The organism is Lysinibacillus piscis, assembly GCF_026012395.1.
Taxonomy (GTDB): domain Bacteria; phylum Bacillota; class Bacilli; order Bacillales_A; family Planococcaceae; genus Lysinibacillus; species Lysinibacillus piscis.
The window spans coordinates 1,051,809-1,075,408 of record NZ_BRZA01000002.1 but is presented as its reverse complement, the minus strand read 5'-3'; the positions used below and the strand labels follow the sequence as shown (position 1 = coordinate 1,075,408).

At 39.9% G+C, this 23,600-nt stretch carries 20 protein-coding genes and 1 pseudogene; 14 read left to right on the top strand and 7 right to left on the bottom strand.

Annotated elements, in window-relative coordinates; all coding sequences use genetic code 11:
• Window positions 1-56 precede the first annotated feature (56 nt).
• From metC to mscL, 3 genes are all read right to left on the bottom strand, one after another.
• Complete coding sequence (gene metC, locus OPF91_RS11860) at window positions 57-1,217, bottom strand: cystathionine beta-lyase (RefSeq protein WP_264988958.1); 1,161 nt, start codon at window positions 1,215-1,217, stop codon at window positions 57-59.
• Window positions 1,218-1,220: 3 nt separating this feature from the next.
• Window positions 1,221-2,336, bottom strand: a complete 1,116-nt coding sequence (locus OPF91_RS11855) for a methionine biosynthesis PLP-dependent protein (RefSeq protein ID WP_264988957.1) — start codon at window positions 2,334-2,336, stop codon at window positions 1,221-1,223.
• A gap of 182 nt (window positions 2,337-2,518) precedes the next feature.
• A complete protein-coding gene (gene mscL, locus OPF91_RS11850) occupies window positions 2,519-2,908 on the bottom strand; it encodes a large conductance mechanosensitive channel protein MscL (protein WP_264988956.1) in 390 nt (129 codons plus the stop codon).
• Between the two features lie 174 nt (window positions 2,909-3,082).
• On the opposite strand from mscL, the gene OPF91_RS11845 reads away from it, so the two are divergent.
• Complete coding sequence (locus OPF91_RS11845; protein ID WP_264988955.1) at window positions 3,083-3,781, top strand: lytic transglycosylase domain-containing protein; 699 nt, start codon at window positions 3,083-3,085, stop codon at window positions 3,779-3,781.
• 60 nt (window positions 3,782-3,841) lie between these two features.
• On the opposite strand, the gene OPF91_RS11840 is transcribed toward OPF91_RS11845, so the two are convergent.
• Both OPF91_RS11840 and OPF91_RS11835 read right to left on the bottom strand, forming a co-directional pair.
• Window positions 3,842-4,099, bottom strand: a complete 258-nt coding sequence (locus tag OPF91_RS11840) for a GlsB/YeaQ/YmgE family stress response membrane protein (protein ID WP_264988954.1) — start codon at window positions 4,097-4,099, stop codon at window positions 3,842-3,844.
• A gap of 79 nt (window positions 4,100-4,178) precedes the next feature.
• A complete protein-coding gene (locus OPF91_RS11835) occupies window positions 4,179-4,727 on the bottom strand; it encodes a cysteine hydrolase family protein (RefSeq protein WP_264988953.1) in 549 nt (182 codons plus the stop codon).
• A gap of 415 nt (window positions 4,728-5,142) precedes the next feature.
• Here OPF91_RS11835 and OPF91_RS11830 point away from each other — a divergent pair, with 415 nt between their 5' ends.
• From OPF91_RS11830 to OPF91_RS11770, 13 genes are all read left to right on the top strand, one after another.
• Entirely contained in the window at window positions 5,143-6,318 is a 1,176-nt protein-coding gene (locus OPF91_RS11830) for an amino acid deaminase/aldolase (protein WP_264988952.1), read from the top strand.
• Window positions 6,306-7,631, top strand: coding sequence for a D-arabinono-1,4-lactone oxidase (locus tag OPF91_RS11825; protein ID WP_264988951.1), 1,326 nt, complete (start codon window positions 6,306-6,308; stop codon window positions 7,629-7,631). Before OPF91_RS11830 ends, OPF91_RS11825 begins: the two co-directional genes overlap by 13 nt.
• A 286-nt stretch (window positions 7,632-7,917) precedes the next feature.
• Window positions 7,918-9,588: a dihydroxy-acid dehydratase gene (ilvD, locus tag OPF91_RS11820; RefSeq protein WP_264988950.1), complete on the top strand. Its 1,671-nt coding sequence runs from the start codon at window positions 7,918-7,920 to the stop codon at window positions 9,586-9,588.
• A gap of 445 nt (window positions 9,589-10,033) precedes the next feature.
• Window positions 10,034-11,791, top strand: a complete 1,758-nt coding sequence (gene ilvB / locus OPF91_RS11815; RefSeq protein ID WP_264988949.1) for a biosynthetic-type acetolactate synthase large subunit — start codon at window positions 10,034-10,036, stop codon at window positions 11,789-11,791.
• On the top strand, window positions 11,788-12,303 hold the full coding sequence (gene ilvN, locus OPF91_RS11810) for an acetolactate synthase small subunit (RefSeq protein ID WP_264988948.1): 516 nt from the start codon (window positions 11,788-11,790) through the stop codon (window positions 12,301-12,303). The genes ilvB and ilvN overlap by 4 nt, the downstream gene beginning before the upstream one ends.
• Window positions 12,304-12,348: 45 nt before the next feature.
• Window positions 12,349-13,383 (top strand): ketol-acid reductoisomerase, encoded by a 1,035-nt coding sequence (ilvC, locus tag OPF91_RS11805; protein ID WP_264988947.1) that lies wholly within the window; start codon window positions 12,349-12,351, stop codon window positions 13,381-13,383.
• 102 nt (window positions 13,384-13,485) lie between these two features.
• On the top strand, window positions 13,486-14,586 hold the full coding sequence (leuB, locus tag OPF91_RS11800) for a 3-isopropylmalate dehydrogenase (protein ID WP_264988946.1): 1,101 nt from the start codon (window positions 13,486-13,488) through the stop codon (window positions 14,584-14,586).
• A 16-nt stretch (window positions 14,587-14,602) separates the two neighbouring features.
• A complete protein-coding gene (gene leuC, locus OPF91_RS11795) occupies window positions 14,603-16,012 on the top strand; it encodes a 3-isopropylmalate dehydratase large subunit (RefSeq protein ID WP_264988945.1) in 1,410 nt (469 codons plus the stop codon).
• A gap of 19 nt (window positions 16,013-16,031) precedes the next feature.
• Window positions 16,032-16,622, top strand: coding sequence for a 3-isopropylmalate dehydratase small subunit (leuD, locus tag OPF91_RS11790; RefSeq protein WP_264988944.1), 591 nt, complete (start codon window positions 16,032-16,034; stop codon window positions 16,620-16,622).
• A gap of 297 nt (window positions 16,623-16,919) precedes the next feature.
• A complete protein-coding gene (gene rbsK, locus OPF91_RS11785; protein WP_264988943.1) occupies window positions 16,920-17,825 on the top strand; it encodes a ribokinase in 906 nt (301 codons plus the stop codon).
• 185 nt (window positions 17,826-18,010) lie between these two features.
• Window positions 18,011-19,861 carry a dynamin family protein gene (locus OPF91_RS11780; protein WP_264988942.1) on the top strand — a complete coding sequence of 617 codons (1,851 nt, stop codon included), beginning with the start codon at window positions 18,011-18,013 and terminating at the stop codon, window positions 19,859-19,861.
• Between the two features lie 86 nt (window positions 19,862-19,947).
• Window positions 19,948-21,156 (top strand): PDDEXK-like family protein, encoded by a 1,209-nt coding sequence (locus tag OPF91_RS11775; protein WP_264988941.1) that lies wholly within the window; start codon window positions 19,948-19,950, stop codon window positions 21,154-21,156.
• Window positions 21,153-22,577, top strand: coding sequence for an aldehyde dehydrogenase family protein (locus OPF91_RS11770; protein WP_264988940.1), 1,425 nt, complete (start codon window positions 21,153-21,155; stop codon window positions 22,575-22,577). The genes OPF91_RS11775 and OPF91_RS11770 overlap by 4 nt, the downstream gene beginning before the upstream one ends.
• A gap of 33 nt (window positions 22,578-22,610) precedes the next feature.
• On the opposite strand, the pseudogene OPF91_RS11765 reads toward OPF91_RS11770, so the two are convergent.
• Window positions 22,611-22,807, bottom strand: a pseudogene (locus tag OPF91_RS11765) (DUF6366 family protein).
• 30 nt (window positions 22,808-22,837) lie between these two features.
• Window positions 22,838-23,347: a ferritin gene (locus tag OPF91_RS11760; protein ID WP_264988939.1), complete on the bottom strand. Its 510-nt coding sequence runs from the start codon at window positions 23,345-23,347 to the stop codon at window positions 22,838-22,840.
• Window positions 23,348-23,600 lie beyond the last annotated feature (253 nt).

Here is a 23,600-nt window from a genome sequence, read left to right as displayed (position 1 = left end):
GCAATAATTAAAAATCAACTCCTGCCTTGGTTGGCAGGAGTTGATTTTTTAAATGATTATAGTTTTTCTACAGCCTCTAATGCTTGTTTAAAATCAGCAATTAAGTCTTCTTCATGCTCTAAGCCAACAGAGAAACGTAGTAAGCCATCTGTAATCCCACGTTTGGCACGTTCCTCAGGCTCCATCGCGGCATGGCTCATTTTAGCAGGGTAGGACAGAATGGATTCCACACCACCAAGTGAAACAGCAAACACAGGAATCGTCATAGCGTCTACCAATGCCTTCGCCGCTTCATAGCTTGCTAAGCGGAAGGATAAGACAGCACCAGCACTTGTACATTGACCATGATGGATGTCATAGCCAGGATGTGATGCTAGACCAGGGTAATACACTTGCTCCACAAGCGGATGGGCTGCTAAAAACTCAGCAATTTTTTGAGCTGATTGTGTTGAGCGACTAAAACGTACATCCGTTGTTTTCATGTTTTGCAATAATGTAAAGGAATCCTGCACACCTAAAATATTGCCAAAGGAATTTTGGATAAAGTACAAATCTTGCCCTAATTGTTCATCTGCTGTTACAGTCAAGCCAGCGATAATATCAGAGTGACCTGATAAAAATTTCGTTGCGCTATGGATTACGACATCGACACCAAGTTCTAATGGACGCTGATGTAAAGGTGTCATAAAGGTATTATCTAAAAATGTTAAGCAATCATGCTTTTTCGCTAATGCTACAACACCACGGATATCCGTAATACCAAGCGTTGGGTTGGACGGGGTCTCAATGTATAACAGCTTTGTCGCTGGTGTAATCGCCGCTTCCACTGCCTGTAAATCAGTGAAATCAACAAATGTATGTGTAATACCAAAGCGAGGTAACACCTTTGTCACAAAACGGTATGTCCCGCCGTAAACATCCTCTGTCATGACAATATGGTCACCCTGTGATAACAGCATTAAAGCAGCAGACACCGCAGCAATACCAGAGGCGAAGGCATGAGCACGCACGCCACCTTCCAGCTCTGCTACTGCTTTTTCTAAGGCATCACGTGTTGGGTTGCCTGAACGAGCATAATCATATTCGCCAAATTCATCGATGCTCTCCTGATGGAAAGTGGAGGAGAGGTACATTGGGACATTGACAGCACCTTTTTTATTGGCATAGCCATCACGTACACCCGCATGAATTAAACTTGTTTCAAGACGTTGTGTCATGGTTTACGCCTCTTTTCTTAAAATATCAAATACTTGCTTCAAATCAGCAATTAAATCATCAGCTTCCTCAATCCCAACAGAGAAGCGTAATAGACGGTCACACACACCACGTTCCACACGCTCTTCATATGGCATATCTGCATGTGTTTGTGTCGCAGGGTAGGTGATAAAGCTTTCTACACCACCTAAGCTTTCTGCAAATGTAATGAGCTGTAAGTTGCGTAGGAATGGATCAACCCATTCAGGTTTTTGTAAGCGGAAGGATAACATACCACCTTTACCTGTGTATAATACATCTGTGACAAGTTCTTCTTCCTCTAAATATTTCGCAATCGCTTTAGCATTTGCATCATGCTGTTTTAAACGTAAGTGCATTGTTTTCAAACCACGAATTAATAACCATGCATCCATTGCCCCTAATACCATACCGCTACCATTATGAATAAAGCCAAGACGCTCTGATAGTTCTGCCCCTTTGGAGACAACTAAACCAGCTAATACATCATTATGACCACCGATATACTTTGTCGCAGAATGGAGGACAATATCTGCACCAAATTCAATTGGGCGTTGGTAGTAAGGTGTATAGAATGTATTGTCGACAATTAATAATGCACCATGTTTATGGGCAAGCTCTGCATAAATTTGCAAATCGAATTCTTGCATTAATGGGTTTGTTGGTGTTTCAATAAAGATGGCACGTGTATTTTCTGTTATTAAAGCTTCTACTTGCGCCACTGATTCAAACTTCGAGTAAACAGGTTTAATATTGTATGTCTCTTGGAAAAATTGGAATAAACGATATGTACCACCATATAAGTCATCAGGTACGACTAGCTCATCACCTGGTTTAAAGATAGAAAGAACTAGCTGAATCGCTGCCATTCCTGAACTACAGGCAAAACCTCTATCGCCGCCTTCTAAATCAGCAATTCCTTCTTCTAATAGGGTACGTGTTGGGTTTTTTGTACGTGTATAGTCATAGCCAGTGGATTCACCGATGCCTGTATGTTTGTAAGCAGTTGATAGGTGGATAGGAGGGCTCACAGCGCCTGTTCGTGGATCACTTAAATTACCTAATTGTACAAGTTTTGTTTCAATGCTTCTGTTATTTGTCATGTCGTCACTCTTTTCACTAAAATATTGTCGATAATTGTTACCAATTTAACATGTATAGCGCGGAAGAACAAGGGTGTTTTCTGAAAATTAACTAGATTATTGGTTGTTAATCCACTAAGAATACTAAGGAAAATAAAAAAGAAAAAAACTACAAGTATAAGGACTTGCAGCTTTTTTCTCCATTAAGCATGTTCTTTCTTTAATAAATCACGGATCTCTTTTAATAACTCCTCTTTTGCATCGATTTCTGGTGCAGGCTCTTCCACAATTGCTTCTTCTTTTTTACGTGTGAGCTTTGTCATAATGCGTAACGCCATAAAAATCGCAAAAGCAATAATTAAAAAGTCAATGATGGATTGTAAAAATATACCGAGTGAGATTTTAGCATCGCCATATTTATAGATGAAGCTTGTTGTTAAATCAATCCCACCCGTTAAAATTCCAACAAGTGGCATAATAATATTTTCTACTAGAGAAGAAACAATTTTACCGAAAGCTCCGCCAATAACTACGGCTACAGCTAAATCAATAATATTGCCTTTCATCGCAAATTCCTTAAAATCTTTCCACATCATAAATCACTCCATTTTTCTCTCGATTCAGCTGTTAGAGGCAGTGAACTTCCCCTAACAGTTGACTCATATTGCACCGAGGTATAGTTAATCGATAGTCCACATTGCATTTTACTATATTATTTACTATGATTTCAACTATAGAAAGAAAATGTACAGTAAGAGGTGGGACATATGGAAGAATCATTAAAAAAAGAACCATTGCTATCTTCAACAACCCAGCTCCGTGTCATATTGTTGTTACTACCGATTGCGTTAACAATGTGTATGTACTTCTTTTTTACATGGAATGAACTACAGGTTGTGCCGATTTTTGAGAAGCTAACACCGCAAAAACAACTAGCTGAAATTCAGCAGCATTTTGATATGGCGATTCCAGAGCCACTATTACCCATTTATATGGCCGCAGAGGAAAAATATCACGTGCCATGGACATTGCTTGCTGCTCACCATCGTATTGAGACACGCTTTTCTACATTAAAATCCCTCATATCACCAGTTGGGGCAACAGGACATATGCAGTTTATGCCTTGTACATTTGTTGGTTGGCAGCATCCTACATGCTCGGGACTAGGGAAGGGGAACATACCTCAAGAAGAATTAACGAATCCTGCTGCCATTAAAAAATATGGTGGCTATGGAATTGATGGTAATGGAGACGGAGTGGCTGATCCGTATAATATGGAAGATGCGATATTTAGCGCTGCCCATTATTTGGCGAAAAATGGTGCTGCGGATGGCAAAATTGAACAAGCCGTTTTTCAATACAATCATAGTGATGAATATGTGGAAAAAGTGCTGGAGCATTTTATGATGTACAATGAATACCATGATGAAATGCGAGCCATTGTGTTAGCTAAAACGACCAAATAAAAATGCCAAAACGTTGATGGAACAGCGTTTTGGCATTTTTTATGGTATTACGTCATAGCATTAAGTTGCTTTGCGCATACTTTTTAAAATAAAGCTGACAATGAAAATAAGCACGATGGCACCAATTAATGCAGGGAATACATAAAAGTCACTTATTCGCCAGCCCCAATTTCCTAAAACGGCACTACCAATCCACGAGCCGATAATCCCAGCAATAATATTACCAATAACACCGCCAGGAATATCTTTCCCTAAAATGACACCAGCCAACCAGCCTAAAATCCCGCCAATGATTAAATACCAAATGAAGCTAATCATTTTTTCATCTCCTTATCATGTAAGATATAATAGCGATTACTTAGTTATACCCTGATTGATGGCGATTAAACCTAGCTAATTATTGACAAATAACGCGTGCACCTAATGTATGCTCGAAATGACGTAAAGCCCATTCGTGACCTGCTGCGTCAAAACTTGCGACACCATCTGCATAAATAACTGTAGAAATGCCCAAATTATATGCATCGACTGCTGTGTGGAGCACACAAATATCTGTACAAACACCTACTAAATGAATTTCTTCAATGCCACGTTCTTTCAATAAAATAGCTAAATTTGTTCCTGCAAAGGCACTGTAACGCGTTTTATCAAGCCAGAGGATGCGTTGCTGATGCTGTATATATGTTTCGCTAACCAGCCCATATAGTTCACGACCCTTTGTTCCACGAATATTATGTGGTGGGAACAGTTTAGTTTCAGGATGGAAAATGTCCTGTTCTTCATGTAAATCATTGGCACAAACTACAAATTCGTTGTCTGCTACAAACTGTTGCATCAATGCAGCAATTTTTCCATCTAATGCTTGACCAGCCTCACCACATGTTAGTTTTCCATCAGTAGCGACAAAATCATACGTGTAATCAATGACAAGTAATGCTTTTTTCAACTTTTCCACACTCCTTTAGGTAGTTTACTAGTTCTATCATGCCATATTTGCAGATGTTTGTCAGAAATATGATACAATTTTAATAGTCAGAATAATTTGATTATTGAAGAGGGTGGGTGTATACTGTGAAAAAAGGGAGGTTGATTTGTATGGATATGATGTTGATGAAACGTTTGAACAGACAAGGATTACTCATTGCAGGCCTACATTTAGTGGTGATGTTAAACTTTGCAGCAGAATTTTTATTATCCTCATAATCTTCTAAAAATGAATTAGAAAGGTGAGTAAGATGCTACTTTATTTTTAAAGCAACTGTGTAGATGAGTGTACACAGTTGCTTTTTATTTGTGTAGAACAGAAAAAGGAATTTTCTTAGTGGATGTCAAATATTTTAACAACAAGGAGGGATGCTGTTATGACGGCAAGATTTGAACAAGCATTTTATTCACTAGAGCGACCGTTTGCTTGGCTAGATTTTGATGCGCTCGACCAAAATATTCGTACTGTTCAACAAGCATGTGGCATGAAAAAAATTCGTATTGCCACCAAGTCGATTCGTTCTGTCGAGGTGTTGCGCTATTTACAGCAACAGCTACCTAATAGTCAAGGCTTCATGACATTTACAGCAGCAGAAACCGCCTTTTTATTACAGCAAGGCTTTGATGATGTGTTAATAGGCTATCCTGTAATGGAAGAAATAGCTGTACGACAATTACTGCAATTTGTGAAAGAAGGTAAGACCGTTACATTCATGGTTGACCGTATCGAACATGTCCAATTTTTAGCACGGCTTGGCACAGAGTTAGATGTGTGTGTAGCCGTCTGTATCGATATCAATGTATCCAATGATTTTAAATTCCTTTACTTTGGCACAAAACGGTCTTCCTTACAGTCCTTAGCGTCTTTAACACCTTTTTTATACTATTTAAAAAATCAAGCATGTATCGAAGTTGTAGGTGTAATGGGCTATGAAGCGCAAATAGCGGGTGTCGGCAATCAACCAGCAAGCGCTGTAAAGGGAAAATTCATTGGTATGATGCAGAAGCAGGCAAAAAAACAGGTGACACAGTTCCGTAGATTAGCTGTAGCACACGTCAAAGCTTTTTTTCCACATCTTCGCTTTGTCAATGGCGGTGGCTCCGGCAGTATGAGCTATACAGCAAAGCAAAAGGAAGTGACGGAAATTACGGTTGGCTCGGCTTTTTACGCACCCGCACTATTTGACCAATTTACCCATCTACAGCTTGAAAAGGCAGCTGGCTTCGCTTTACGTGTCACACGACAGCCAGAGCCTACCATTGTTGTTTGTCATGGTGGTGGCTATATAGCTTCCGGTGCTATAGCAGCCGATCGACTACCTGTATTCTATGAGCCACATTATTTTTCATATCTTAGTTTAGAAGGAGCTGGCGAAGTACAGACACCTGTGAAAGTAAAGGGGAAACAGGTGCAAGTAGGAGATACATTGTATTTTCGTCATGCAAAAGCTGGTGAACTTTGTGAACGCTTTCAAGTTTTGCATGCTATCAGAGGCAATCATTATGCAGGATGTTTGACAACATATAGGGGGGATCATCAATGTTTTCTATAGACAAATGGAAAAATGGAGAGAAATGGACGAATTGGGCTGGCAATGTGGTGGCGTATCCTGGAGAAATGTATGCACCAACCTCGGTTGAAGAAGTAGTAGATATTGTGAGCCGAGCACAAACAGTAGGGAAAACTATTCGTGTAACAGGGGCTGCTCATTCTTTTAGTGCTGTCGCCATGCCAGAGCATATTGCATTATCTTTGCATAATATGCGTGGCTTAATTGCCGTCAATGAAGAGCAACAGGAAGCGACATTGTGGGCGGGTACATATTTATATGAAATTGGACCATTACTTGCGCAATACGGCTTTGGACTTATCAATATGGGCGATATTCAAGAGCAATCACTGGCAGGAGCTGTATCAACGGGTACACATGGAACAGGAATTACACTTGGTTCTTTATCCTCTGCTGTGACGAAATGGGGCTTTGTAGATGGCACAGGTACATATCAGGAGCATGTAAGAGGAGCGGATGACTTGTCTGAGGCACTACATGTTTCTCTTGGTATGCTCGGTGTACTTGTGAAGCTTACGATAAAGGTGATACCACTTTATAGTCTGCATTATATTGGTTCAAAGGATACATTAACGAATGGATTAGCACATTTTGCAACAGATATTCGTCAGCATCGTCATGTGGAATGGTTTTATTTCCCTGGCAGTGAAACGATTCAAGTAAAGCGCATGAATGCCATAGCGCCTGTTTATCAAGGTGAATGGAGCAAACGGATAGAATTGTTAAAGCTGCAAGTAGTAGAAAATGGTGCTTTTTTTGTGATGTCAGAGCTTTGTAAATGGAAGCCTTCGATGAGTGGAGCAATGAGCAAGCTAGCCGCAGCAAGTGTTGTTGAAGGAGAAAAAATCGGTATTAGCTATGAAATTTTCCCCTCACCACGCAGTGTAAAATTTCAAGAAAGTGAATATGCCATACCATTAACGCAATTTGAAGCCTGTATGGAAGAAATTCATGCGACTTTACAAAAGGATTTATTCCATGTGCATTTTCCATTAGAATGTCGGACAACGGCTGGTGAAGCAGGCTATTTGAGTCCAACACAAGGGCAAGAATCGGCCTTTATTGCTTTTCATATGTATAAAGGGATGGAAGAAGGTCCTTATTTTCAATGGATTTATACCTTGATGAAAAAATATCATGGTCGACCACATTGGGGCAAACAACATCAGTTAACGGCAGAGGATGTGGATACACTGTATCCGAATTTGCAAAAATTCCATGCTATTCGTCAAGTATATGATCCACAGCAACTCTTTTTTACAGGGTATTTGCGAAAGCTATTCTTGCAAAATTAAAAAAATTTCAAATTTGAACGAAATGTCATAAAAAAAGCACAAACGAGAAAAAAGAGCGCTATATCTAGCATGTAAACGATTTCAAATTTGACTAATTTTTTAAATTGTTCAAACAATTCTAAAAATAGTGTTGACGTGCTCTCGTTTTCATACTATGATAACAACAATTTAATACGTTAGTTGCCATGCACAATACTTGAAAGCAAGGCATTGTAACAGATGTAGATAATAGACAGAATTTTCTGTTTACAATAAGAATAGAGTAGTACAATGAGGGGCGTTTGCAATGAGAAGTGACATGATTAAATTGGGTGTAGATCGAGCACCACATCGCAGTCTTTTATATGCGACAGGCAAAGTGAAAGCAAAGGATTTAGGCAAACCTTTTATTGGGGTTTGTAATTCATATATTGATATAATACCAGGTCACGTTCATTTGCGAACATTTGCGGATGTCGTCAAAGAAGCAATTATTGAAGCAGGTGGCATTCCATTTGAATTCAATACAATCGGCGTGGATGATGGCATTGCAATGGGACATATCGGCATGCGTTATTCATTGCCAAGTCGTGAGTTGATTGCAGATTCTGCAGAAACGGTCATCAATGCCCACTGGTTTGACGGTGTATTTTATATTCCAAACTGTGACAAAATTACACCAGGCATGTTGATGGCGGCAGTTCGCACAAATGTACCATCCATTTTTGTATCTGGAGGTCCAATGGAGGCTGGTACATCTGCAACAGGTAAACAGCTTTCGCTAACTTCTGTATTTGAAGGAGTAGGCGCTCATAAATCTGGCAAAATGTCAGCTGAGGAGCTATTGGATATCGAAAATAATGCATGTCCAACATGTGGTTCATGCTCAGGGATGTTTACAGCAAACTCGATGAACTGCTTAATGGAAATGCTTGGTGTAGCGCTTCCTGGCAATGGAACAATTTTGGCAACGTCAGACGAACGTCACAAGCTGATTAAAGAAGCAGCAAAGCAATTAGTGCGTATGATTAAAGAGGATATTAAACCTCGTGACATTATTACAAAAGAAGCGATTGATGATGCATTTGCACTCGATATGGCAATGGGTGGCTCAACGAATACAGTGCTCCACACATTAGCGATTGCTAATGAAGCAGAAATTGATTACAACATTGAGGACATTAATAAGGTAGCTGAGCGTGTACCATATTTGGCGAAAATTATGCCTGCAAGCGATATCTCAATGGATGATATTGCAAAAGCAGGTGGTGTACAGGCTATTATTAATGAATTGACAAAAATCCCAGGAGCGATTCACCCAGACCGTCCAACCGTTGCAGGTGTGACGATGGGTGAGCTCGTCAAAGATTATACGATTACAAATGAGCAAGTCATTCGTACAAAAGACAATCCATATAGTCCTGTTGGTGGTTTATCCGTGCTCTTCGGTAATATTGCACCAGAAGGTTCTGTGATTAAAGTTGGTGCTGTAGATCCTTCTATTAAGGTCTTTACTGGGGAAGCCATTGTGTTTGATTCACAGGAGGCGGCACAGGAAAATATCGATAATGGTACAGTAAAAGAAGGGCATGTCGTCGTCATTCGTTATGAAGGACCAAAAGGTGGTCCAGGGATGCCTGAAATGCTTGCACCAACATCAGCTATTCAAGGGCGTGGGTTAGGTACAAAAGTAGCTTTAATTACAGATGGACGTTTTTCAGGGGCTTCCCGTGGGATTTCTATCGGTCATATGTCACCTGAAGCGGCAGAGGGTGGTCCAATTGCCTTAGTCGAAAATGGTGATATCATCACAATTGATTTACCAAATCGAACAATCAATTTAGAAGTGTCTGATGAAGTATTAGCAGAGCGTCGTGCAAAGCTCCCAGTATTTGAACCAAAAATTAAACGTGGTTGGCTGGCGAGATATTCTAAACTTGTAACAAATGCGTCAATGGGCGGCATTATGAAAATTTAATATTTAAAACGTTGATGAGGTTAAAGGTTCTAGAGCCTTGTATCTACCAGAGAGTCGGTCATGCTGGAAGCCGATGATACAACTAGATCCGACATCCCCTTGGAGTGAGCTATTAAACGTGTTTACACCATTAGATAGCTTCGGGCATAATCGAAAGTGCTCGTTATTAATGAATAAATAATTTATGACACTGTATTGAATGCGCGTTATTTCGCATGGTGCATAAATGCTTCTATTTATTCACGAGGTAGCCATTTTCTGTACTGGCAATGTAGTGTCAGTAACAAGTACAGAAAAAAAGGCTATAAAAAAGGGTGGTACCATGGAAAGTCTTTTTCATCCCTACGCAAGGTAGTCTTTTGCGTGCGGAGAAAAAGGCTTTTTATTTTTTCATAAAATTAGGTCACAACTGTGAGCACATAGAGTGAAAGGGAGGAATAGTTGAATGAGTACAAATACATCAATCAACGAAAAAGAAGAGCAAGAAACAACAAGCCCAATCTATCAGATAACAGATGGTGCCGACGTATTAATACAAGCACTACATGACCAAGGTGTGGAAATTGTCTTTGGTTATCCAGGTGGTGCGGTCTTACAAATTTACGATGCCATTTATAAAAATCCAATTCGCCATATTTTAACTCGTCATGAGCAAGGGGCCATCCATGCAGCGGAAGGCTATGCACGCGTATCGAATAAACCAGGTGTTGTTATTGCAACAAGTGGTCCAGGGGCAACGAACTTAGTCACTGGTATTGCGGATGCTATGATTGATTCGATTCCATTGGTGGTCTTTACAGGGCAAGTATCTACGGCTGTTATTGGCACGGACGCTTTCCAAGAAGCGGATATTATGGGCATTACAACGCCAATTACAAAACATAATTATCAGGTACAGCATGTCGATGATATTCCAAGAATTGTGAAGGAAGCATTTCATATTGCTAACACAGGTAGAAAAGGGCCTGTATTGGTCGATTTCCCGAAAAACGTCTCACAAATGTTGTTTGACGTAGCGAATCCACCAAAGGCACCAGAAGAAATTAATTTACCAGGCTATCAACCAACGTATCAGCCGAATTATTTACAAATCCAAAAAGCAATACAGGCCATTTCAGAGGCAAAAAAACCATTAATTTTAGCTGGAGCAGGTGTATTATTTGCCGATGCACGTGAGGAATTAACAACATTTGCTGAAAAATATCGTATTCCTGTTATCAATACATTGCTTGGTCTTGGCTCGATTCATGGGGAACATGAACTATTCCTTGGTATGGCAGGAATGCATGGCACTGTAACCGCTAATACCGCCATTATCGAATCCGATTTATTGCTCAATATTGGTGCACGCTTTGATGATCGCTTAACAGGTGATTTGAAGACCTTTGCACCAAATGCAACTATTATTCATATTGATATTGACCCGGCGGAAATTGGGAAGAATGTACCGACAGATATTCCGATTGTGGCAGATGCGAAAGAGGCATTAAAAGCATTATTAAGAAAAGAGTTTGAGGCACCAGAAACAGCGGAATGGCTAACATTCTTGCAAGACCACGCAGCAGAGTATCCATTATGGTACTGCAAAGAACCTGAGGATCAAGAAATTTTACCACAGGAAGCATTGCAGCTAGTGCACCAAATTACAGAGGGTGATGCCATTGTTACAACAGATGTAGGACAGCATCAAATGTGGGCAGCACAATATTATCGTTTAAATAACCCGCATGGTTGGGTAACGTCTGGTGGACTTGGTACGATGGGCTTCGGCTTCCCAGCGGCAATTGGGGCTCAATTTGCGAAGCCAGACAAAAAAGTTGTAGCGATTGTAGGGGATGCAGGGTTCCAAATGACGGCACAAGAGCTATCCATTTTACAAGAATTCAACTTACCAGTAAAAATTGTGATTTTAAATAATAGCTGCTTAGGAATGGTACGCCAATGGCAAGAAACCTTCTATAAAGAGCGTTATTCATCATCGTTAATGCCTGTTCAACCAAATTTTGTGAAACTAGCAGATGCTTATGATATTAAGGGCTATCGCATTGACACAATCGACGAAGCAGAAAGCATTTTCCGTGAAGCATTACTATCAGATGAGCCAGCACTAATTGATTGCCGTGTTAAACAGGCGGAATGTGTATACCCAATGGTTGCACCAGGTACAGGCTTACATCAAATGATTGGGGTGAAGAAAGATTGAAGCGAGTAATTACAGTAACGGTTTTGAATCAAAGTGGTGTATTAAACCGCACAACAGGTTTATTAATGAAACGTCAATTTAATATTGAATCCATCACAGTTGGTCATACAGAGCAGCCAAATGTCTCAAAAATGACCTTCGTAGTAAACGTGGAGGATGAGAGTAAAATTGAACAATTAGTGAAGCAACTATCGAAGCAAATCGATGTCTTAAAGGTCAATGATATTACAGACAAAGCGATTGTTGTGCGTGAGTTAGCTTTAGTGAAAGTCATTTCGCCACCTAATCTACGGCTGGAAATGAACTCGATTGTCGAGCCTTTCCGACCACAAATTATTGATACAGCTAAAAATGTAGTGACCTATCAAGTAGTAGGGCACCCAGAAAAAATCGATGCCTTTATCGAATTAATTCGACCATATGGTATTAAAGAATTAACACGCACAGGCGCTACGGCAGCCGTACGTGAAAACCAAGTGAACACAAGCCCGCAGCTTTCTATTTTAAAATAGTTTGCATAGATAATCTTAATTTGAACTTTCAGGAGGAACTAAACAATGACAACAATGTACTATGAGCAAAACATCAACGAGGACGTATTAAAAGGTAAAAAAATCGCAATTATCGGCTATGGTTCACAAGGTCATGCCCATGCATTAAATCTAAAAGAATCAGGTTTCGATGTAGTAGTAGGTGTACGTCCAGGTGGCTCATTCGATGCAGCTAAAGCAGATGGCGTAGAAGTAAAAACAGTAGCAGAGGCAGCACAATTAGCTGATGTCATTCAAATTTTATTACCAGATGAGCGTCAAAAAGCCGTTTATGAAGCAGAAATTGAGCCCTATTTAACAGCGGGCAAAGCATTAATGTTTGCACACGGCTTCAATATCCATTTCGGTCAAATTACACCACCAGCAGATGTGGATGTATTCTTAGTAGCGCCAAAAGGTCCAGGACATTTAGTGCGTCGTCAATTCCAAGAAGGTGCAGGCGTACCAGGCTTATTCGCTATCTATCAAGATGCAACAGGTCAAGCAAAAGATTTAGCACTTGCTTACGGTAAAGGAATTGGTTCAGCTCGTGGTGGCTTACTTGAAACAACATTCAAAGAAGAAACAGAAACAGATTTATTTGGTGAGCAAGCAGTACTTTGTGGTGGTGCAACAGCGTTAGTACAAGCGGGCTTTGAAACATTAGTAGAAGCAGGCTACCAACCAGAATTAGCTTATTTTGAAACATTGCATGAATTAAAGCTAATTGTTGACCTAATGTTTGAAGGCGGCATGGCAACAATGCGTTACTCTGTATCAGATACAGCAGAGTGGGGTGACTATGTAGCCGGACCACGTATTGTAGACGAATCTGTGAAAGCACGTATGAAAGATGTATTAACAGATATTCAAGATGGTACATTTGCACGTCGTTGGATCCAAGAAAATGAAAATGGTCGTCCAGAATATACAAAATTCAAAGAGGCTGGCGCTAACCACCAAATCGAAGAAGTAGGTGCAAAATTGCGTGCGATGATGCCATTCATTAATAAAGGAAAAGAAAAAGTAGTACGTGAAACAGCGACAAGTGCAAAGCAATAATCGTTGATTACAAAGCAGAAGTAAACGGGAGCTCTCACTGATGAAAAAGTGAGAGTTCCTTCCTAAACAGAATAGAATTCAACAAGAAATGGGTGCATGACGATGGAGAAAAAAATTACGGTACTTCCTGGTGATGGAATTGGTCCAGAGGTTGTCGCTTCTGCTGTACGTGTATTACAAGTAATTGGAAAGCGATTTAACCATACATTCCAATTAAACTATGCTACAATCGGCGGCGCTGCCATCGACCAACATAATAATCCATTACCAGATGAAACAATCGCTATGTGTGAAAACAGCGATGCGATTTTACTTGGGGCAGTGGGTGGACCAAAATGGGATAACAATTCACCTGAACTGCGACCTGAAAAAGGCTTACTACGCATTCGTAAGCATTTTGATTTATTCGCCAACTTGCGTCCAGTGAAAGCTTTTGCGAGCTTGCTAGATGCCTCACCATTAAAACGTGAAGTGGCTGAAAATGTGGACTTAATGATCGTTCGTGAATTGACAGGTGGCGTCTATTTTGGAGAACCACGTATGCGCACAGAAAATGGTGCGATTGATACAGTTGTTTATTCCACAGCGGAAATCGAGCGCATTGTTGAAAATGCTTTTGAGTTAGCACGTTTACGCAATGGTAAGTTGTGCTCAGTCGATAAAGCCAATGTGTTAGAAACAAGTCGCTTATGGCGTGAGGTTGTGGAAGCAAAGAAAAAAGATTATCCAGATGTGCAAGTCGAGCATAATTTAGTAGACTCTGTTGCGATGAAGCTCATTACAAACCCTGGTCATTATGATGTCGTTGTGACGGAAAATATGTTTGGCGATATTTTAAGTGATGAGGCATCTGTTATTACAGGCTCACTTGGTGTTTTACCATCAGCTTCTATCCGTGGTGATAATTTCGGTCTATATGAACCTGTACATGGCTCTGCACCAGAAATTGCAGGGCAAGGTGTGGCAAATCCAGCTGCAACGATTTTATCTGTTGCGATGATGCTACAATATTCATTTGGCTTAAAAGAAGAGGCTGCAGAAATTGAACGTGCTGTCAGCGCTGTATTCAATGATGGTTATTTCACAGCCGATTTGGCACGTGATGGCAGTCGTATTTTATCAACAACAGAATGGACAGATAAAGTAATCAATGAAATTGATACAAGTTTTGTGTCAGAAAGTATTATGACAACATATATATAAGAAATAGGTGAAGATGATGGGCAAAAATATAATTGAAAAGATTTGGGATAAACATGTCGTTTATCAGGAAGAGGGCAAACCTGACCTGTTATATATTGATCTTCATTTAATTCATGAAGTAACATCACCACAGGCTTTTGAAGGCCTACGAATGAATGGACGTAAAGTACGCCGTCCCGATTTGAGCTTTGCTACAATGGATCATAATGTACCGACGAAAAATTTACCAACGATTACAGATCCTATTGCACGCAATCAAATTGAAACACTTGCGAAAAACGCTGAAGAATTTGGTGTAGAGTTAGCAGGAATGGGACATCCAGATCAAGGAATTGTCCATGTTATCGGGCCAGAGTTAGGGCTAACACAGCCAGGTAAGACGATTGTTTGCGGTGACTCACATACTTCTACACATGGTGCATTTGGAGCGATTGCCTTTGGGATCGGCACGTCAGAGGTCGAGCATGTGCTATCCACACAAACATTATGGCAAAACAAGCCAAAAACGATGGAAATTCGTGTGGAAGGTGAACTGCCAGTAGGTGTAGCAGCCAAGGATATTATTTTAGCGATTATTGCGAAGTTTGGTATCGGTGTTGGTACAGGTCATATTGTGGAGTTTACAGGTGATGCGATTCATCAGCTATCAATGGAAGAGCGTATGACGATTTGCAATATGTCCATTGAAGCAGGCGCAAAGGCCGGTTTAATTTCTCCTGACCAAACAACGGTTGACTATATTCGCGGACGTCGCTATGCACCAAAGGGCGAGCAATTTGAAGAGGCAACAGCTTATTGGTTAAGCTTAGCTTCAGATGAGGATGCAACATATGATACGGTGCGTATTATTCAAGCAGCAGACATTGAGCCAATCGTCACATGGGGCACAAATCCTTCTATGGGATCTGGCGTATCAAGTCATGTACCAACACAGGCAGATTATGCAGATGAATCGGATAAAGCCGCATTACGGAAAGCATTGGCTTATATGGGCTTAGAGGAAGGACAGCCATTAACATCCATTGATATCCAGCACGTATTTATCGGTTCTTGTACGAATTCACGTATTAGTGATTTACGTGCCGCAGCCGCTGTGATTAACGGGCGTAAGGTGCATGATAATGTAACGGCGATTGTTGTGCCAGGCTCACATACAACGAAACTGCAAGCAGAGGCAGAAGGGTTGGACAAAATTTTCACAGCAGCAGGTTTTGAATGGCGTGAATCAGGTTGCTCGATGTGTTTAGCGATGAATGATGACGTAGTACCAGCAGGCGAACGTTGTGCTTCTACATCGAATCGTAACTTTGAAGGACGACAAGGGGCAGGGGCACGTACCCATCTTGTATCACCAGCAATGGCAGCCGCAGCCGCAATCGCAGGTCATTTTGTGGACGTGCGCGAATTTGTGAAGGAAACTGTCTAATAGAAAGGATGATTACCAGATGGAACCAATTAATATCGTCAACAGTGTCATCACACCGCTTGACCGTAAAAATGTTGATACAGACCAAATTATTTCAAAAGAATTTTTAAAACGTATTGAGCGTACAGGCTTTGGACAATATTTATTTTATCACTGGCGCTTTGATGCAGAGGGCAATGAAATACAGGACTTTGTATTAAATAAGCCAGAATTCAAAGAGTCGAAAATTTTAGTAGCGCAGGATAATTTCGGCTGTGGTTCTTCACGTGAGCATGCACCATGGGCTATTTTAGATTATGGCTTTACAGTGGTGATTGCTCCATCTTTTGCAGATATTTTCCATAATAACTGCTATAAAAACGGAATTTTGCCAATTAAGCTAACAGAAGCGGAATGTGATGAGATTTTAGCAAAAGGGCTGGCAACTCCTTATACAGTAGAAGTGAACTTGGCAGCGCAAACGGTCACAGGTGAGGATGGGCAAGTCTATCACTTTATGATTGATCCATATTATAAAGAAACATTGTTAAATGGCTGGGATGAGATTGCTTTAACATTTAAATACGAAGAGCAAATTGCAGCTTATGAAGCACAGCGTATTGCTTTTTAGTCATTGAAGAGCTGGAGACAACAGAGTGGTTGTCTTCAGCTTTTTGCTTTGTATTCTAGTTTTCAGAAAATTTATCAAAACAAACGTTCTTTTGTGTTAAAATAAGTATACACATCATATGTAACTAGTAGGCAGTTGATAACCGATAAATCAAAAATATTACCTTGGATTTGAAAGTAGATAAATAGAATCCATAATCATTATATTTTGAAGGTGATTCTACTAAAACATTTGTTATGTATATACCATTCAATTGCAATTTCTATTAAAATGAGAAAGATAAAGGTAGGTGATGAAATGATTACAGTAATTGGGAGTATTAATATGGATTTTATCATCCAACTGACTACTTTTCCACAGCAGGGAGAAACAGTTATTGGTCGAAGTTTGCAAACCATGCCAGGTGGGAAAGGGGCAAATCAAGCAATTGCCATAGCACGTCTTGGTAGTGATGTGACAATGGTTGGCTGTGTTGGTTCGGATGATTTAGGTCGGGCGCTAAAGACACAGTTACAACAAGAGCATGTCAAGAGTGATTATGTGACAACGGTGACGGGGGCAACAGGTATTGCCAATATTTTGTTGCATGATGAAGATAATCGTATTATTGTTGTGCCTGGAGCAAATGAAGCCTTACAGCCTGCACAGCTAATGGCAGTAAAAGAAGTCATTCAACGAAGTCAATTGGTGGTGATGCAGCTAGAGATTCCACAGCAAACTGTTTCATATGCTTTACAATTATGTAAAGAGGCATCCGTTCCAGTATTGTTAAATCCTGCACCTGCTACGAATTTCGATCCGCAATGGCTAGAGGATATTACCTACTTAACACCTAATCAAACAGAATTTGAGCAACTCTTTGAAGGTGATTTAGAATCTGTGCTAGCCCATTATCCGAATCAACTTATTGTAACATTGGGCAATGAAGGTGCTTGCTATTTCGATGGGGCACATCTTATACACATCCCCGCATATATGACGCCAGTAGTAGACACGACAGGTGCAGGCGATACATTTAATGGTGCATTGGCATATGCACTCGTGGTAGGACAAACATTAGAAGAAGCGGTGTATTTTGCTAATGTTGCTGCCTCATTGGCTATTGGAGAAGTAGGTGCACAAACAGGCATGCCATCTGCGAAAATGGTTTATGCACGTATGATGGGGCTTGAAGATGAGTTTGGAATAATTAACGACGACTAGTCAATATTATAAGCAAAATGTCGATAATAAAAATGTATTTATCATGATAGAGGCATTCTACTACGTGTTTGTCACTTCGTTAATAGGATGAAATAATGGCTAACCAATTACCCCATAGTAACAGGTAGTAAGTGCCGATTTTCGGTAAAGCCAAGGCAAATTTGATATGAAAGGGGTTTTTGCATATGACAAATGAAGATGCTTTACCAACTACACAGACAACCTCTGCCCATAATATTTTGCCGCAATTAGTCGATCGATTACGTCAATTATATGGCATTATTATACCGAATACATATGTAAAAGATACGGCTAAACATTTAAACCGTATTATTCAAGATGCCAATAACCAAACGATGATTTTAATTGTAGGTAAGGAACGTGTTGGAAAAACAACATTGGTGAATGGGCTTTTAGGGCAACCGATTTTACCTGTGAGTGCGCAACGTCCAACAGGTGTCAATACATTTTTACGCTATGGTGAAAATGAAGAAATTAAAGCCTATTTTTTAGATGGTATGGTAGCCATTTTTGATATAAGTAAGCTAGAATTACTGACGACAGGTGATACATTTGCCTCTGAAATACTACGTGAGCATCTAGATTATCTAGAAGTGTATTTAAAAAATGATTTATTAAAATCAGTGACGATTATTGATTCAGTTTCATTAGAAGCTGGTGGAGGCGAGATGGCTTACTTCTCCGAATCCATCATGAATCGGGCGGATGAGGTTTTTTGGGTATTACGAGCAGGGTCACAAGCAATTGATGCAGAAATATTATTGATGCAGGCCTTAAAAAATAAAGGAATTGAACCGCTTTGTATTGTGAATGGCATTGATTCACCGATTAATTCAAAAGATTTTCTTCAAGAGGAGAAACGACGAATTGGGCATTTAGTTAATCATTTTGTGCAAGTATCGGCAACATATGCATTAGAGGCACAGCATACAAAAAATGATGAACTATGGCAGCAAAGTAATTATACGCAATTAATTGAGCAAATCCACCGAGTTGCAGAAAATAGTGATAAAAAAACAGAAGCGATTTTAATTCGCTTTTTACAGTGGCTTGAACGTTTCCGCTTTGAATTAACGATTATCCCACAGCGTGACCCATTCCAATCGGCTGTCGCAAGTGTTGAAAAATATGCAGGTGATGCGCAATATGAATTTTCACGTTATCAGCGGGATTTAGCCATTGTCACAGAGTATGAACAGGAATATGAACAAGTAGCCAATATCTTTAAAAATGTGCAAACATTGTATCAATTGCTGCAAACGATTTCTAATCATGACTATTTGCAGGACGCTGTTGTAGATAGCTTTACAGAAAAAGCTGTATTGTATCAGCAAATGCTACGAGAATACCGTAACATGCATAGTGAGTATGTGCAGGAGTATGAGCGTTTGGATGCACAACATAACAAAATCCATGGCAAAGGTTTGATGAAATCGATATTTGGTTCACATGCACAAAATGACTTTTTTAAAGAGCGAGTGGATAAATTAAATGAGCAGCAAGCGCTCTGTATCGGTCAACTTGAAAAAGTGCAAGAAGCCGAGCAAGATATGCTGAGTGCTGTTCATGTCATTCAAAGCTATTTAATGGGCTTGTTGAAAAAGCGTTTAATGGGTATTGAGCAAAAAGTGCAAGTATTGAATCAGCAACGTGTCAAAGAAAAGCAACAATTGCGCTTATATGCGGATAAATTAAATGAATTTTCTTGCTTGATTGAAGCACAAGGCTATTTAAAGACAACCATTTTACCATTTCTATTGGCCGAGCATATGCCATTAAAGGCAAAGGATCGAGCGATGTTGCAAGAAACCATTGAGCATATTTTAGCCGTGGATTTATCAAGCAATGGTCTATTGGCACGTAGTCAAATGAATAATCGAATGGAGAGTATGGAAATTGCTTTTGATGTAGGCACGCGATATCCAGCTTATGTACTAGCTTTGAAGGATGAAGATGTAAAATCTCATGATATTCCTGAAATTCCGAAAAAATTAGAAATCAAGTATGAGGAATAATGGATTGTTTTCTTCTTGCGAAAATGCTCTAAAAGAGACAAACTCTTTTGGGGCATTTTTTGATTGAATGGTAACGAGGTGATGCTATGAATATAGAGCAACTTATTCATGACGTTGTACAAATACAAGACAAGCATAGACTTATGAAGCAAAAGACAGGTGGCTATTTTAATATTTTTACTATCACCAATATCGCTACAAATGAAGTAGCGATTTGTCGAATCCTATACGAATTATTAAATCCAAAGGGTAGTCATTATCAGGGAGGTGTCTATTTAGCACTATTTGTTGAACATGTGTTAAACATGAATATACCTGTGTCAGAGCTTCAGCAAGCCGCTGTTTACAGGGAATATGTAATTGCCAACAATCGACGGGTGGACCTCGTGATTACAACACCGCATTATGTTATTCCCATTGAGGTCAAAATCTTTGCAGGTGACCAAGAAAATCAATGTGCGGATTATGTGAAAATTGCTCAACATGCGAATGTTTATTACCTTACTCGTTTTGGGGATGCTCCGTCAAAAGTGAGTAGTCAAGAGGAAAAGTGCATTACGACCATTTCTTTTGCGCAACATATTGTGCACTGGCTATTGCAATGTGTCACATATAGTCAGACAATGAAGCTAGCGTCAATTTGTGAAATTTTACGGCAATTACTTGGAGCGATTCGTCAATTTACAGAGCAAGTGGAGGATGAGCAAGAGATGGATATTCAACAGGTATTAACTGCTTCAGCTACCACAATGAAAAGTGCCTATCGAATTGAGCAAGGTGTGAAAAAGGCGAAAATTAACTTATTGCATCGTTTATTTAAAGAGCTAGAGCAACGTATACAATGTGAAAAATTAAACAATGACTATGATTATGCACAAAAACAATATCGTAAATTAGACACATACTATGATGTCAAAAATTCTACCTATCCAGGGATTAGCTACCTATATAAAAAGGATATTCAATCAGGTGTAGATATTTGGTTTCGAATTGAACTTGATGGACGACTATATGCTGGATTTGTAGTGGCTGTAAATGGGCGAGATGGCAAGCAAGTATTGAGCGAAACTGAAATTAAAGGGTATTTGCCACATATTGAGCAAGCCTGTATTGATAATTGGTGGGCTTATTGGGAGCTGTTACCTGATGCTAATGAAGCACAGATTCCAAATTTTAAATATCCAAATGAGGAAGATTTCTATTTTGAGTTATTTGAGGAAACGACTTTTCAAACATTTATAGAGCAAATAATGGAACGTGTATATCAATTGTTTCCAGAAGGGAGAAGCGAATGAAAAAAGGTTTATGGATTGATGGCAAGTGGCAATGGACAGAGGAGACAGTCGCGATATATGCGCCTTATTCAAAAGAGCAAATAGCCGAATTGGCTGTAGCGACGGAGACCGATGTAGAGCGAGCTATCGCTAGCGCTCAAAAGGCAGCCGTACAAATGGCGGCATTGACAGCTTATGAGCGAGCGACTATTTTGGCACAATTGGCTGATCTTTTTGCTGAACATCGAGAGCGAGCGGCACGAATTATTGCATTAGAATGTGCAAAACCATTGAAATATGCCTATGTAGAGATTGACCGAACGATTGAAACCTACAAATTTGCAGCGGAGGAGGCAAAGCGATTAACAGGGGAAATGATACCGATGGATGCCTCTAAAAGTGGGGCAGGGCGTCTAGCTTATACAATGCGTGAGCCACTTGGTGTTATTGCAGCGATTACGCCCTTTAATTTTCCGCAAAATTTAGTGGCACATAAGGTAGGACCAGCACTGGCGGCGGGCAATACCATCGTTTTAAAGCCGGCCACACAAACGGCGCTATCTGCTCTTTTTTTAGCGGAGCTGTTGGCACAAACGGCTTTACCAGCAGGCGCTTTTCAGGTAGTGACAGGGCAGGGAAAAGTAGTGGGCGATGTCTTTTTAGCACATCCTGCTGTTAAAATGATTACCTTTACAGGAAGCCCTGCTGTTGGTTTATCCCTCCGTAATCGAGCTGGCTTAAAGAAAGTAACATTAGAGCTTGGATCCAATTCAGGTGTCATTATTGATGAAGGGGTAGCACTTGATACGATTATGGAACGTATCGTCATGGGCGCCTTTTCAAATCAAGGACAGGTTTGTATTTCATTACAACGAATTTATGTCAAAGAAGCGTTATTTACTGATTTTATCGAGCAGCTCCAAGCAAAAGTAGCACAGCTCCAACTTGGAGACCCATTGGATGTGGCAACAGATGTCACAGCGATGATTGCAGAATCTGAACAGCAGCGGGCACTTACTTGGATAGAAGAAGCGATTGCAGAAGGGGCGCAGCTGATTACAGGTGGACGAATGGAAAACGGTATGCTTTTGCCGACAGTGCTTACAGGTGTATCAGCTCATAGCCGTGTAGCTTGTGAGGAAATTTTTGCGCCTGTTGTTATTGTCAATGCGGTATCCACTATTGAGGAAGCGATTATCGCTATGAATGATTCACACTATGGCTTACAGGCAGGTATTTTTACGCCATCCATTCAGACGGCATTTGCTGCTACAAAGCAGTTACAGGTCGGTGGGGTGATGATTAATGATATTCCAACCTATCGTGTAGACCATATGCCGTATGGTGGTGTGAAAGATAGTGGTACAGGGCGAGAGGGCGTGAAATATGCCATGGAAGAGATGACAGAGATGAAATTAGTCGTGTGGAATCAACGACTATAAATCAAAAGCAACGGCCATCTAGCCGTTGCTTTTTTAAAGAAGCTGATAAACGATAAAGCCAACAACTAGTAACAAAATTAAAAGTGCTGTTCCTTTCCAGCTCATATCTGTTATATGTCCAGTTTGAGCACGGTTAAGCCCCTCTGATAGTGAGCCTGTTGCATTGCCTTTTAATTCCTCAAGCCGTAATCGTTCTCTTTTTCCTCAGGCGATTCTTGACGGTTCGTCATTTGTCACACCTCCTACAGTAGGGAAGATACTTACGCTTCGTTATCAGGTGTAAAAGAGCGAGCTGCTAATTCTGTATCTAACATAAAGATAGCATTGGAGTCATTTTCGATACGCTCGATTTTACGAATTAAATTTTCAAAGGATGCTTCTTCTTCGACTTGCTCATCGATAAACCATTTTAAGAATGCCATTGTGGCATGCTCACGCTCATCTAAGGCAATATCAGCTAAATTGTAAATACGTCGAGTTACTTCTTTCTCATGTGATAAACCTGTTTTAAAGGCATGTAACAGTGAATTAAATTCATTTTCTGGGTGTTCAAAGCCGCTCACTGTTGCGCGGTAGCCCATATCGCTTAAAAAGTTATAAAATTTCATCGCATGGAAACGTTCTTCTTCTGCTTGAACAAGGAAGAAATTTGCAAAGCCATCATAGTTTTGGTCTGTGCAATAGGCAGCCATCGCCATATATGCGTGTGCAGAGTAAAATTCATAGTTCATTTGTTCGTTTAAAGCTACATGTAGTTTTTCAGATAACATTTCAAAATTCCTCCCTATATGTTTCTATTTTTTAGTATACATGAAGGATGAGAAATTTACAAAAAACGACTGTTAACTAATGATAAAATCAACTACGCTCAAATTTATTAATTTATATTATGGTATTTAGTTGGGTTACTACATTCAGCCGTTATAAAAGATTTTTACTATTGTAGAAAATTTGATTTATAAATGATATTGAATTTTTTAAGATGAACTTGATAAATTTAAAACGATGTATAGAAAGAACTAA

What these genes read in the sequence shown, in the direction of transcription:
- mscL (WP_264988956.1), bottom strand. Translation starts at nt 2,908, where the DNA reads ATGTGGAAAGATTTTAAGGAATTTGCGATGAAAGGCAATATTATTGAT.
- OPF91_RS11830 (WP_264988952.1), top strand. Translation starts at nt 5,143, where the DNA reads ATGACGGCAAGATTTGAACAAGCATTTTATTCACTAGAGCGACCGTTT.
- leuD (WP_264988944.1), top strand. Translation starts at nt 16,032, where the DNA reads ATGGAACCAATTAATATCGTCAACAGTGTCATCACACCGCTTGACCGT.
- OPF91_RS11825 (WP_264988951.1), top strand. Translation starts at nt 6,306, where the DNA reads ATGTTTTCTATAGACAAATGGAAAAATGGAGAGAAATGGACGAATTGG.
- OPF91_RS11780 (WP_264988942.1), top strand. Translation starts at nt 18,011, where the DNA reads ATGACAAATGAAGATGCTTTACCAACTACACAGACAACCTCTGCCCAT.
- OPF91_RS11770 (WP_264988940.1), top strand. Translation starts at nt 21,153, where the DNA reads ATGAAAAAAGGTTTATGGATTGATGGCAAGTGGCAATGGACAGAGGAG.
- leuC (WP_264988945.1), top strand. Translation starts at nt 14,603, where the DNA reads ATGGGCAAAAATATAATTGAAAAGATTTGGGATAAACATGTCGTTTAT.
- ilvB (WP_264988949.1), top strand. Translation starts at nt 10,034, where the DNA reads ATGAGTACAAATACATCAATCAACGAAAAAGAAGAGCAAGAAACAACA.
- ilvC (WP_264988947.1), top strand. Translation starts at nt 12,349, where the DNA reads ATGACAACAATGTACTATGAGCAAAACATCAACGAGGACGTATTAAAA.
- rbsK (WP_264988943.1), top strand. Translation starts at nt 16,920, where the DNA reads ATGATTACAGTAATTGGGAGTATTAATATGGATTTTATCATCCAACTG.
- OPF91_RS11760 (WP_264988939.1), bottom strand. Translation starts at nt 23,347, where the DNA reads ATGTTATCTGAAAAACTACATGTAGCTTTAAACGAACAAATGAACTAT.
- OPF91_RS11855 (WP_264988957.1), bottom strand. Translation starts at nt 2,336, where the DNA reads ATGACAAATAACAGAAGCATTGAAACAAAACTTGTACAATTAGGTAAT.
- ilvD (WP_264988950.1), top strand. Translation starts at nt 7,918, where the DNA reads ATGAGAAGTGACATGATTAAATTGGGTGTAGATCGAGCACCACATCGC.
- OPF91_RS11845 (WP_264988955.1), top strand. Translation starts at nt 3,083, where the DNA reads ATGGAAGAATCATTAAAAAAAGAACCATTGCTATCTTCAACAACCCAG.
- leuB (WP_264988946.1), top strand. Translation starts at nt 13,486, where the DNA reads ATGGAGAAAAAAATTACGGTACTTCCTGGTGATGGAATTGGTCCAGAG.
- OPF91_RS11775 (WP_264988941.1), top strand. Translation starts at nt 19,948, where the DNA reads ATGAATATAGAGCAACTTATTCATGACGTTGTACAAATACAAGACAAG.
- metC (WP_264988958.1), bottom strand. Translation starts at nt 1,217, where the DNA reads ATGACACAACGTCTTGAAACAAGTTTAATTCATGCGGGTGTACGTGAT.
- OPF91_RS11840 (WP_264988954.1), bottom strand. Translation starts at nt 4,099, where the DNA reads ATGATTAGCTTCATTTGGTATTTAATCATTGGCGGGATTTTAGGCTGG.